The sequence below is a fragment of the Collinsella sp. LCP19S3_B11 genome (genome assembly GCF_052121915.1).
Taxonomy (GTDB): Bacteria; Actinomycetota; Coriobacteriia; order Coriobacteriales; family Coriobacteriaceae; genus Collinsella.
This window is the reverse complement of record NZ_JBQKDI010000005.1, coordinates 92520-104501: the sequence shown is the minus strand read 5'-3', so window position 1 is coordinate 104501 and position 11982 is coordinate 92520. Positions and strand designations below refer to the sequence as shown.

10 protein-coding genes are annotated in these 11982 nt (G+C 55.6%); 4 read left to right on the top strand and 6 right to left on the bottom strand.

Features of this window, described 5'->3' with window-relative positions; all coding sequences use genetic code 11:
• Positions 1–8 precede the first annotated feature (8 nt).
• The 6 genes from ACTQV4_RS04505 to ACTQV4_RS04480 all read right to left on the bottom strand — a co-directional run bounded on the left by ACTQV4_RS04505 (position 9) and on the right by ACTQV4_RS04480 (position 6940).
• Positions 9–902, bottom strand: coding sequence for an aldose 1-epimerase family protein (locus ACTQV4_RS04505; protein ID WP_427727722.1), 894 nt, complete (start codon positions 900–902; stop codon positions 9–11).
• A gap of 114 nt (positions 903–1016) precedes the next feature.
• Positions 1017–1883, bottom strand: coding sequence for a hypothetical protein (locus ACTQV4_RS04500; protein WP_441031989.1), 867 nt, complete (start codon positions 1881–1883; stop codon positions 1017–1019).
• 125 nt (positions 1884–2008) lie between these two features.
• Positions 2009–3325: an ATP-binding protein gene (locus ACTQV4_RS04495; protein WP_441031987.1), complete on the bottom strand. Its 1317-nt coding sequence runs from the start codon at positions 3323–3325 to the stop codon at positions 2009–2011.
• 138 nt (positions 3326–3463) lie between these two features.
• Positions 3464–3745, bottom strand: a complete 282-nt coding sequence (locus ACTQV4_RS04490; protein WP_441031985.1) for a hypothetical protein — start codon at positions 3743–3745, stop codon at positions 3464–3466.
• A gap of 224 nt (positions 3746–3969) precedes the next feature.
• Positions 3970–5532: a PTS transporter subunit EIIC gene (locus ACTQV4_RS04485; protein WP_427794056.1), complete on the bottom strand. Its 1563-nt coding sequence runs from the start codon at positions 5530–5532 to the stop codon at positions 3970–3972.
• An 82-nt stretch (positions 5533–5614) separates the two neighbouring features.
• Complete coding sequence (locus ACTQV4_RS04480) at positions 5615–6940, bottom strand: 6-phospho-alpha-glucosidase (protein WP_089573127.1); 1326 nt, start codon at positions 6938–6940, stop codon at positions 5615–5617.
• A gap of 298 nt (positions 6941–7238) precedes the next feature.
• Between ACTQV4_RS04480 and ACTQV4_RS04475 the strand changes: the two genes are divergently transcribed.
• From ACTQV4_RS04475 to ACTQV4_RS04460, 4 genes are all read left to right on the top strand, one after another.
• Positions 7239–7988: a MurR/RpiR family transcriptional regulator gene (locus tag ACTQV4_RS04475; protein ID WP_441569386.1), complete on the top strand. Its 750-nt coding sequence runs from the start codon at positions 7239–7241 to the stop codon at positions 7986–7988.
• A gap of 1192 nt (positions 7989–9180) precedes the next feature.
• A complete protein-coding gene (locus ACTQV4_RS04470) occupies positions 9181–10719 on the top strand; it encodes an ATP-binding cassette domain-containing protein (RefSeq protein ID WP_441016970.1) in 1539 nt (512 codons plus the stop codon).
• A gap of 361 nt (positions 10720–11080) precedes the next feature.
• Positions 11081–11404: a hypothetical protein gene (locus ACTQV4_RS04465; RefSeq protein ID WP_117734898.1), complete on the top strand. Its 324-nt coding sequence runs from the start codon at positions 11081–11083 to the stop codon at positions 11402–11404.
• Positions 11405–11555: 151 nt separating this feature from the next.
• On the top strand, positions 11556–11774 hold the full coding sequence (locus ACTQV4_RS04460; RefSeq protein ID WP_117734897.1) for a hypothetical protein: 219 nt from the start codon (positions 11556–11558) through the stop codon (positions 11772–11774).
• The last annotated feature ends 208 nt before the right edge of the window (positions 11775–11982 follow it).

The window sequence follows — 11982 nt, the reverse complement described above, 5'->3', positions numbered from 1 at the left end:
CCCGCTCTCTAGAGCAGCGTAACCTCGAAGGCGCGCTTGTCGGTGGCGCCGGGAGCCAAGGTGATGGTGTTGACCTTGTGCTCGAAGACGTCGTCCTCGGTGTCCATGGTGGTATGTCCGGTCCAAGGCTCGAGCGCCACGAACGGGGCGTCGTTGGCGGCAGACCACACGCCAATGTACTTAAAGCCCTCAAAGTCAATCTTGACGCCGTGGCCCGACTTGCGACCGCGCAGCGTGAGCGTGGAGCCCGGGGTATCGGTGAACATGATGGCGTCGTTGTCGAAGCTACGGTGTGTGATGGGCAGCACGTCCGAGTTATCGGGAGCCTTGTAGCTTCCCTCGAACGTCATAAGGCCATCGGGCGTGATGATGGGGGCCTCGTTAGTCCAAGCCTCGGTAAACGCCAGCTCGTAATCCTCGAACGCCTCGTCCTCGGCACCGGGAACGGGCACGTTAAATGCGGGGTGGCCGCCCACCGAAAACGGCAGGTCCACGTCGCCGGTGTTGGTGACGGCAAAGGTCTGCGTAAGAGTGGCGTCGCCAGTCAGGGCATAGGTCATGTTGAGCTTAAAGTGGAACGGGAAGGCCTTGAGCGACTCGGGCGTATCGGTGATCTCGTAGGTGACGGACGAACCGTCCTCCGACACCTCGACCAGCTTGTGCTCCACGATACGCGCGATGCCATGGCGCGCCATCTCGCAGCTGCCGGCCGCAGACGTCGCCGTGTTGTTGCGCAGCGAGCCCACAATGGGGAACAGGATGGGCGCATGCTTGCCCCAAAAAGCGGGATCGCCCTGCCACAGATACTCGTTGCCGTTGAGGGCAAGGCTCGTGAGCTGGGCGCCCATGGAATCGATGGCCGCGGTGAGGCCGCCGCGCCTGATGGTAGTGACGGTAGACATGCTACTTCCTCCAAAAGTAAACAATAGTGTCGAGAACTATTGTCCCACTCTTGGCGGCGGGACGGGACGGCAGGCGATTATTGAGTAGCCATAGCGGAAATGGGCGGCGAGCGCCTACTGGGTATCCACGTAAAGGTCAAACCCGCCCTGCGAGGTGGTGTCGACCGTATCGGGCGCCCGCGAGTTAAAGCTCGCGGGAACCATTCTTTTCGAGGCACGAAAACGCGTGCCGTCGGTGGCGACAGGTGGCTCATCGACCGTAAGTTCGTAGTCGCCGGGCTTGAGCTCGATACCGTCACCTTCGGAATTGACGTATTGGTGCTCGTCGATCGCTTGTCCCTTGAGCGTACGGCCCACGATATGGATGAGCATCTGGCTGTCGCCGCGCGCGGTATCCCACGTCGCGCCGTCCTTGACCTCGACCGACACATGCACCGAGCGCGTACGGCTGAGCGATTGTTCGACGGAGATCTCGACCTTGGCGGCGTCTTGGCGCTGCTGCTCAACATGGCTCCAAACGCTGCCGATTGCCGAGCAGGCGATAACGCCGGCCATGAAGGCGATGAGGATGGGGCCGAGCGGAGAGCGCCGGCCCGCGCCTTCCTCGCGAGCCAGATCGGGGCGATGCGTGGGCGCAGGCGCCTGGGCGCCCTGCGCGGGCACGTCGAGAATGCTAAAGGATGCCGTGCTGTCGGGGTCGATAGTGTGACGCGGCTGTGGGGTCCTTGCCGGCGAGATGGACATGTCGGCCGGCTCACCCAGTGTGGCCGTGGCGTCGGCCTTTGCCTCGTCGGCCTCAGCCTGGGCCCAGGCCTGTTCAAAGGTTAGGGGTTCGGCCGAGTCGGAAGCGGCGTCCGTCTTGACGGTGTCGTTGCCGCTCTCGTCCTCGTCGCTCGACACGTCATGCGGCGCGGGCTCGTCCCACTCCTCGTCCGGAACCTCGCCCTCGCTATACCACCATTCAAAGTTATCGATATCCATACGGGGCGCCCCTTAGGCCTCGCAAATAAACACTTGCTAGCCTTATACCCCCAGACGGCACGAGGGCGCGCACGGAATGCGAAAAGGACTGCTCCTTTGTCGCATCGAAACGGATCTGTTTACGTTTAGCCGCGGGTAATCTTATTTCTCAACAAGAAGTCGACTGCCCCCACGATTCTGATGCCATCGATGTCCGTTGGATGGTCGCCATCCCTGACAATCAGGATCTTCTCATACGAATCAGGAATTTTTCCTAGCGTGCTTAGCTTGAGCGGTCGCAGCTCGCGTTCCCTCGTCGCCTCGGCATCGATCCGTTCGGTAACCTGGATATATTTGCGGTCTGATCCCTCGCCGATTGCGACAAAGTCGATTTCCCCCGCGCGTAGATGGCCGCAAAACACTTCGTATCCTTCAAAGACAAGCTGGTTGTAGATAACGTTCTCGAGCATCCTTCCGCTATCGCTACCTCTATATCCGTCAAGATAGCTGCGAATTCCCGTATCAGCTATGTAATATTTACCGCCTGTCTTAAGAAGCTCCCGCCCCTTGATGTCATACCTTTTTACTTTGGTAAACAGGTACGTCTCTTCCAGAGCGTCAATATATGCCGACACCGTCGATGCGTTGGTCTTACCGCCCGCTGATTCGTTGAGCGTCCCTACGATTTTGTTGACCGAGGTTTGGTTGGAGATGTTGTCTGCCAGATACGCACAGAGCCGCTCGAGAACATCGCGCTTGGTGATAGCTCCGCGACCCCTACGCGTCACACGCGACAGGATATCGCGCGCGACGATCGTCTGGTAGAGGCTACGGATATAGTCGCGACACAGCTCACGTCTCGGCTCATCATGGGCCAGAAACGGCATGCCGCCATAGGTTATGTACTGCTCAAGCACGGTATTTGAATTAAGGCGATCGCCCGTCTTGGAAACAAGTTCGACCCTCTCACCAAGCCCTTCAGCGGCGACCGCATCAATCGAGTGAAAATCAAGATATTCGCCAAACGTGAGAGGCTGCATCTTGACCTCGACATATCGGCCCGAGATAAGCGTTGCGAGCTCGCTCGATAGCAAAAAGGCATTGGAGCCCGTGACATAGATATCGCACGGCAAATCCACTCGGAGCGAGTTGACCGCCTTTTCCCAACCTTCGACATTCTGGAGCTCGTCAAAGAACAGGTAGGGATGATCGATGCCGTCGATGCGCTCCCGAACCATACGATAAAACGTCAGATAATCCGTAATTCCCGCGTACTCTAGAGATTCCATCTTAAAGGTCAGCAAACGCTCGGCTGGCACCCCCTGTTGCGCCAGATAGTCCCTCATCATGTCCAATAACGTTGATTTGCCACAACGGCGTATGCCCGTCACGATTTTGATGAGGTCGGTATCCTGAAAAGCAATGAGTCGATCAAGATAACGGCTTCGGCGAACGATATCCATAGAGACTCCCTAGCGCCCGACCAGACATGAAATCTTATAAACTTGCATTTTTTGCAAGTTTATAAGATGTTACCTTAGAAACTTGCAGAATTTGCAAGTTTCTAAGGTATGGAATGTGACAAACGGACTGCCCCTTTGTCACATTAGCTTTGCGCTGCTCATGTACCTTTTCTCGGTGTCATGCATCACGCACTTCATGGGCGTGGCACACCGCCGCCATCCCAAGTCGATAGTACTCGCAAGCTCGGTTGAGCCCATGGGTTTAACGTCGGCATCACGTTTGGCACCGCAGTGGGCGGCACCGTGGTAGGCAGCGTTGGCATTGCGTACGTAGGCGCAGTGGGCGCCGCGTTCTCGCTTGTGGCCTGGGCGCTCACGCTGGTGACGATTAAGCTCGCCCGCTGGAAACGCCGTCGTCAATCAACACAGCCCCGGATGCAGGCATAGGGGCGAACATAGCCCAAGGTGGCGAGCAACCGGTGAAAACCGTCCCATACGAGTAGTGTCTATCCGCCTGCAAGCTCCGACAGTGCGATTTCGTGTATTTCAAATACACGAAATGCGCGTGGGGCAACTCAAAGGCGGCGGCAGACACATTGTCTGCCGCCGCCTTTTATACTGGATTTTATAGATATGTGGGGCGTTTACTCCATACCCAGCAGCTCGCGCATCTGGGTTGCGTAGTTAGATGCCATGTTGCCGTAGACAATCTGCACGCCGCCGTTAACATGCACGATGCCACGCGCTTCGAGCTTTTCGGTAAACTCGGCGTCATCAACCACCTTGTCACAGTCATTGAGCTGGATGCGCAGACGGGTGAAGCAGGCCTCGACAGACTTAATGTTGTTGTCGCCGCCCACTGCCTCAACGATGGCGGGAATGAGGTCGCTGATCACGGTCTTGGGAGCCTTTTCGGCCTCATCGCCAGACTCTTCCTCACGGCCAGGGGTCTTTAGATCCTTCTTAAGAATGATGAACTTGAAGACGAAGTAGTACACCACGAAGTAGATGGGGCCGAGGAACAGGATAACCTGCCAGTTGGAGCCCTTGGCTGCACCCATAATGCCGTTAAAGATCAACGACAAGAGCGGGCCGCCAAAGGATGCGGAGCCGGCCACGTTGAACTGCAGGATATAGGTCAGCGCATAGGCAAGACCAGCCATGAGAGCGTGGAACACGTAGAGGATGGGCGCGATAAACAGGAAGGAGTACTCGAGCGGCTCGGTAATGCCGGAGAGGATGCAAGGCACCACGATGGCAATCATGAGCGCTGCGGTCTTCTTCTTGTTCTTGGGAAGCGCCGTCTTGTAGAAGGCGAGTGCAGCACCGGGCAGGCCGAACATGGCGAAGATAACCTTACCGTTCATGACAAAACGGCTGACCTCGATGTTAAACGGCGTGCTAGGAGAGCCCAGGATCGCGTTGTAGATATTGATAGCGCCCTGAACGGTCTGGCCGTCGATGGTCTCGACGCCACCGAGCGACGTGAAGAAGAACGGTAAATAGACAAAGTGATGCAGACCAAAAGGCAGGAGCATGCGCTCGCCAGCGCCGTAGACAAATGCACCAAAGGCACCCGTAGTCTTGATGAACTCGGACAGCGCACCGAGAGCGTTCTGGATAAACGGGAAAACAAAGGACATGACCAATGCGAGGACACTGCATGAGAGCAGCGTTACCGCCGGGATAAAGCGTGTGCCGTTGAAGATGGAGAACACGGCAGGCAGCTCAATCTTGTAGTAACGGTTATGCAGCCATGCGACGATTGCACCCACCAGAAGACCGCCGATAACGCCCGTGTCGAGCGTGGTGATACCGAGGATCGTGCTCTGGCCCGTCGTAAGATTGGCGGGATCGATAACGCCAGTCGCCGTAAGGAACGTGCCCATCACGGAGTTCATGCACATGTAGCCCAAAAAGCCACAAAGCGCCGCGGTAGCCTTCTCGGACTTGGCGAAGCCATAGGCGAGACAAATCGAGAAGATAACCGGGATGTTGCTCATAACGATGCCGGCTGCGGCCTTAAGAATCGAAAAGAAAATCGCAAAGCCCGGAGCAGCAAGCCAGGGAACAGCTGCCGTAAGGGTGGGGCTGGTAAAGGCATTGCCAAAGCCCTGAAGGATGCCGGCGATTGGCAGGATCAGGACAGGCGTCATGAGGACTTTGCCCAGGCGCTGGAACTTTGCCAGCAGCTCATCTTTGTTCATGGGATACCCCTCTTAAAGAAACGGGGCGTGCAGTTCTACAACCCACACGCCCCATAACAGTTATCAAACGCTATGGAACTAGCTACTTAAGCTCCGGCCAGTAATCCTTATTGGCCTCGATGAGCTTATCGAGCACCTTACGCGCCTTCTTTGCGTCACCGACCAGACGATTAAGCGTGAGTGCCTGCAGGGCCTTCTCGTAGGAACCCTCCATCCAAGCCTCAACAGTCAGGCGCTCATAGGCGTACTGGTTCTCCATAAGACCGCGATAGAAGGTGCCAATCTTGCCAACCGCATAGGGCTGCGGGCCATTGGCGCCCACGCTTGCCGCGACCTCGACCATGGCGTCATCGGGCATACCCTCGATAATGCCGTTGTTGGGCACGATGACAATGAAGGTCTTATTGGTGTTGCGATAAATGGCCGAGGTGATTTCCACGATCATATCGCCATGAGCATCGTTCTGCACAACCGAGGAGTTCTTTGCGGTGCCGACTTTGGCAACACGCTCGCACTCGGCGAACACGCGCTTCTCACGACCGTTGATAACCTCGTCGGAGCGAGTGTAGTCGGGGTCGAGGTGAGCGACCTTGTACTCGGGATACAGATAGTACTGCAGATAAGTGTTGGGCAGATAGTCGGGGAAGTCCTCGAGCATGTCCTTGACCATGGCGTAGGTATCAAGCCAGGACTGGTCACGCTGCTCGGCATCGGCAGGAAGGAAGCCGTTCTTCTCCGTGTACTCCTTAATCTGCGGGACGAGGTCATGGCCCTCTTCATCGTAGATGTGCTTGAACCAACCGAAGTGATTGAGGCCAAAGTACACAGGCTCCGTCTTGCTCATATCGCGACCGAGCAGGCGACCGTAAGAGCGCATGAGGTTGACAGGCTGGTCGCAGATGTTGAGAACGCGATGCTCATCGGGCAGGACACGCTCGAGACCATATGCCACAATAGCAGCCGGATTGGTGTAATTGATAATCCACGCCTCCGGGCTATGGGCGCGAACGTCGTTGACGATCTCAACCATGTCATGCATGGAGCGCATACCGTAAGCCATGCCGCCAGGGCCCACCGTTTCCTGGCCGATGATTCCCATATGCAGCGGAATCTTCTCGTCCTTGCTACGCATCTCGTAGCCGCCGGTACGAATCTGGCAGAGCACAAAGTCGACGTCGGTGTAAGCCTCGTCCTTATCGGTGGTGTAACCAAACTCCACACCGGGCTCCTCCTCGGCGAAGAGGATCTTGCCAAACTCGCCGATCGGACGCTGGCGCTCGGCATCGATGTCATAGAGCATCACGCGGTTCAGCGGCAGAATGTCCATGTGCTTGGTCAGGGCTTTAAGAATGCCAGGGCACCACGTGGAGCCGCCGCCAACGATCACAATATTGAGCTTATCCTTCATGTTCCGTCCCTCCAGGGTTGGCTGATCGGTGTTCTCGAAGACCTTGGGCTCCGCGGCTGTCCTCGGCTTGCTTCGTTTCGATTGGTATTTTGCGACATAAGGTCATTTGCAAGTCCCCGTGTGGGCCAATGCGAAACGGGGACACATGATTTCGCTCACGACACAGATATGTGTAGGCAGACACGCGCGTTTGCCCAGTTCATGGGCAATAGGCAATCTTGACCGATTACCGATTTCTCACCTGGCTACACAAAGCGGTACCATATGTACGGCGAGGTGCGAGGGGCTGAAACATCTTATGAAAGATCAAGAATCTTTTTATGATCATGTGCGAGCTGGCGAGAGCAAGCTCAACGATCTCGAAAGCGAGATCATGCGCTACATCATCGAGCTGCGTGATGATATTGACGATGTCACGCTTAAGAGCGTTGCCGAACGGTTCTTCGTCGCTCCCAATACAATTGTCAGGCTTGCCCATAAACTTGGCTTCTCGGGGTTTACGGAGCTCAAACAATCGTATTCCGCCTCGCTCGATCGCAATCGATTCACTATCGAGGCACTTCCTCTTGATACCCAGCTCGTACAGACCAAAGATCTGCTTAACGACCGGGCCATCGATTCGGTTGTGAGTCTTATCCAGGACGCCTCGCATATCGTCTTCTTCTGCTCGGGCTTTTCGAAATACCCGTGCCTCGAGATGGCTGAAAAGCTCAAAATTATGGGCAAGAATACCGACACGCTCAGTGAACGCCACGTCATGAGGCATTACGCAGAACTCCTCGGCAAAAACGACCTGGTCTTCAGCGTTTCCGTAAGCGGCGAGACGCAGGTGTCTATTGACGCCACATCGATAGCCAAAACGCGCGGGTGCAAGGTCGTCACGCTCACCGGCTTTTCTCGAAATTCCCTCTCGAAACTAGCCGACTACCCTATCTACACCGTGCAAAAAGAAATCCGCTTGGGCAGCATGGACCTCGACAGTCGATTGATGTTCTATTACGTTTTCGAATTGATATTTGAGCGCTACTTCAAACTGGCCAAGAAATAAAACTTGGCATGCGCCCGGCTTCGACTCTTTAGCAGCCTTCTATATGAAAGGTATCGCCCTATGCAACGCGTACTGTTTATCTGCCATGGGAACATCTGCAGATTCAGAAAAATGCCTAGCTAGTTAGGATCCCGGCGAACCATATCGCGTACCTTACGACGTTTTTACGACTTTGAGCCCCGATGCGATATTGCCGTGATGGAGAAAAGCAACTCCTTTCGCCTTTCCCCAGTAGCTGAAGAACGGAGAATCGAGCATAAGCATTCCTTTCCGGTCGTCTCAAACCCCTGCAATTTGGAGGGTAAATCGCGAAAGCTAATATCTCAAACACCAGAAAAATCAAGTCGATGACCTCGCTCAACATTCACGATGTTAGTGTCGGAAAAATTTAGCCAAATATAGTCGGCCGAGATTGACCAATCCCGGCCGACCCATTTTGGCCAACACGCCCGCATCTATGACTTTCCTATCGCATTCCTACATCCCCTCGGGCTGGATCCCCCTCACCTTCACCGCCTGGGGGACGGCCTCCACCGAGTACGTGTCGAGCCCCCTGCCGCGGTAGCTCGGGCCCCGCATCACGAACACCGACGCCTTGTCGAGCAGCCTGTCGAGGGCGGCGTGTTGGCGCCACCAGCGTAGTGGCGGCGGGGAGGCACGGTGGCCATTATTCGGTGACCGGGATTGGTCAAAATCGGTTGACTATTAGCGGCTAAAATCGCCCGGCGCTAACAACGACGCCCACCATCGCATGCTAGTTACAAGAAGCGGATGCACTAGTATTCTTTCAATCGACTTGCAAACCCCTTCAAGCGTCCAACGCAATGGCGTGCTTTCAGACGCAACGCCTCCTTGCGTCCGCATTATTGCTTTGTTAGACTCTACGGAAGAATTCAGCGCAGGCCCATATGCCAAGCCAGCGCCCCGGAAAGGAAAAGGATTCGTGAAGCTGTAGACGATACATATCGACGCCAATTTGCAAATTGCCATCTATCCAAGAATAAATCTGGCTGCACATTTGTCGTATCGTCTTTTCACTGATCCTCGTATATCCTAAACACTACCTTTGCGAGCATTGCCGTCGACTCATTTTCTTTCAGCTTGACTCGAGTCGACGGGCGTTCACGTTGGTCGGAACGAGCCAATCAGAGCATATGCGGCAAAACGCGGCCTCCCATGCCGAGGAGGCACAATGTCAAGAACCAATTTGAACAGCTCCACCACCCTCGTTCTTTCCCATATTACTTATGCATATCCTGGCAGCGCAATGCCCGCACTCGACAACGTGTCGGCGACATTTGCCCCCGGCTGGCACGGCATCGTCGGAGACAACGGGTGCGGGAAATCAACTTTCGTCCGCATTGCGTGCGGACTTCTGATTCCAGATCGCGGCGTCGTTTCACCGCGTCTCGTCTCCGCATATTGCGCGCAAGAAGCCGGAGTCGAACCGCCCATGCTCTTCGATTTTGCGTGCGACTTCGCCCCGGCGACCACGCACCTCAGAAGGATGCTCCGCATCACCGATGATATGCTCTGGCGTTTTTCCGAGCTCTCCGGTGGCGAGCAGAAGAAAATTCAAATAGCCGTCGCGCTTTGGCAGAATCCCGATCTTCTGGCAATGGATGAACCGACTAACCATGTGGACGCAGAATGCAGAAGGCAGATTTGCAAAGCACTCGCCGAGTACAAGGGTATTGGCCTCCTCGTCTCGCACGACCGTGCGTTGCTCGACTCCTTGGCAAATGACTGCCTGTGCTTTGAGTCGGGGCACGTCACCATGCGCCCCGGCAACTACTCCCAAGCTCGCTCGCAGGCGAATCTGGAGCGCGAAAGCGCGGCGCGGGCCAAATCGATTGCGCGATCCGAAGAAAAGCGCATGAAGGCTGAGTATATCAGGCGCGTTGAAAACGCCTCACGGTCCGCATCCAAGAGAAGCGCCCGTCATGTCGATCCGAAGGATCACGACGCGAAAGCACGAATCAAACTCGCCATTCTCACTGGCAGAGACGGCGTTGCGGGCAAGCTCGCTTCGCGCATGGACTCCCGAATCCAGCGCGCGCAAGCCGCCGTCGACGCCCACCATGTCGAAAAGCGCTACGAAAGCACCTTGTGGATGGAAGCGCAACCCAGCCCGCGCAAAACACTGATTCACGTCAGCTCAGATCGCATACCGTGCGGCCCGAGGCAATCTTTGCGGGTTCCCGAGATTTATCTGGGAAATACCGATCATCTGGGCATAAGCGGCCCCAACGGAGCGGGGAAAACAACACTGGTCAAGCATATCCTGGAGATATTGGAAGGCCGCAAGGCCACGGGATTGGACATTCGCACGCTGTATATCCCTCAGGAAGTCGACGATTCATCCTCAATTGAATTCCTCTCGGAAATCAAGGACCTGCCCCAAGCCGAACGTGGAGCCCTGCTTTCGATCGTTGCGCAACTCAATTCGGATCCCGAACGAATATTGTCCGGCGAGAACATCAGCCCGGGGGAGCTGCGGAAGCTCATGCTCGCCCGCGGTATACTAGATGCCCCCGAAATCATCGTCATGGACGAACCCACGAATCACCTGGACCTGCACTCGGTGGAGGCACTCGAGCGAGCGCTTTCCGCCTTTCCCGGCGCGCTTGTTTTGGTGAGCCATGACGAGCAGTTCCTCTCGGCCTCATGCCCCCTCCGCTTGGATTTGGCCCCAGAAGAGGAGCACACTATTGGTCAGCCCCTCCTCTAGCGCTCAGGCATGTCTTCTGCAAGCCGCCTTCTTCTGATATCCCCTCCCCCGTTTTGCAAGCAACTCAGCGCAAATGGCCCATCCCCCTCAGCCTGAAGGCTCAGCGACACCAACGATACCGACGATTCAATATCTGGATGTCCATATTTGCCCCATCTGGGTGATTATTAAATTGTGTTTGTTCCGTGATTGAATACTTTGTCATCATTACGCCCCACTTCTTCTCATCAGAGGACGTCGAGAACGACAGGTCCTTGCGAAATAATCCCAGCTCAGAAGCTTATGGCATGATGTGCTCACCGAGTGCTCGATGACGGTTGACGAATCGTCGGTAATATCCAATTTTAGGAAAGAGGTGTGTATGACCCGACCGAAGATCATGCGCGGACCGTTTGAATGCGGCTCCATCTCAACAACCAGTACGGCAATGTCGTCTATAAAGGAGTCTTCGGCGAGCATGCCGACTTGTTCTGAACGAGCTGTTCGACATGCCCTGAAGGCCGAAGAGATGTTCTCTCGCGTCATGTATCGCCAGATTCTTTGTGCCCACACGAAGCTCCATGGGGCAATGTTTGGGGACGATGATCTTCATGCCGCAACAAGAAATGTCGAGGAGATCTTGCGCAACGTCCTGCGCCTCTATCTCGATGTCCACGGCGAGCCGCAACGCGGAGTCAGCAAATAATTGGATTGAGAGGAGTTCGAGTATGAGGAAATTGAATCAGTTTATGAAGTTCGATTGGGAAGCTTTTGCGAAAGGCAAGCGTTTCCTTTGTGTCGGAGGTGGTAAATGGGTTGATTAAAACACCAAAGAGCATCGCGGCACCAAGATCGACGTGGTGATCACAACCGATAACACGCAGTATCACCAAAACGAAGGCGAGGTGGTCAGCAATCGTTTCGAGAAGCTTTCCATCAAGGTTTCGAACGATATCGAGATTCCCGTCAATCAGCACGTCATTCCCACCGGCGTGGTCGCAAAGGTTTACGGTGATTATCGCAACCAGTTGTCCATCACGGCGGACGGCATTACCGTCATCCCCGCGAAGGGCTAGGTGATTGTGGTGCGTTACTCCAGTGGCGCACCGGCGATCGTGTATTCGACCCCCAGCGCAAAGCTTTGTGTGCTGGGGGTCGCTTTATTTGCGGTCGCCGCGTGCGTTTATTGCATCGGGCTATTCGTGAACACCATTCTTGCGCCCATCGCCATAGAGCCCAGTACGGTGATGGCGTTTGGCGGCAACCTTACCTCCGCAGCGGCCA

Coding starts and splice junctions, on each gene's coding strand:
- ACTQV4_RS04475 (WP_441569386.1), top strand. CDS start 7,239: ATGAAAGATCAAGAATCTTTTTATGATCATGTGCGAGCTGGCGAGAGC.
- ACTQV4_RS04500 (WP_441031989.1), bottom strand. CDS start 1,883: ATGGATATCGATAACTTTGAATGGTGGTATAGCGAGGGCGAGGTTCCG.
- ACTQV4_RS04485 (WP_427794056.1), bottom strand. CDS start 5,532: ATGAACAAAGATGAGCTGCTGGCAAAGTTCCAGCGCCTGGGCAAAGTC.
- ACTQV4_RS04495 (WP_441031987.1), bottom strand. CDS start 3,325: ATGGATATCGTTCGCCGAAGCCGTTATCTTGATCGACTCATTGCTTTT.
- ACTQV4_RS04505 (WP_427727722.1), bottom strand. CDS start 902: ATGTCTACCGTCACTACCATCAGGCGCGGCGGCCTCACCGCGGCCATC.
- ACTQV4_RS04470 (WP_441016970.1), top strand. CDS start 9,181: ATGTCAAGAACCAATTTGAACAGCTCCACCACCCTCGTTCTTTCCCAT.
- ACTQV4_RS04480 (WP_089573127.1), bottom strand. CDS start 6,940: ATGAAGGATAAGCTCAATATTGTGATCGTTGGCGGCGGCTCCACGTGG.
- ACTQV4_RS04465 (WP_117734898.1), top strand. CDS start 11,081: ATGACCCGACCGAAGATCATGCGCGGACCGTTTGAATGCGGCTCCATC.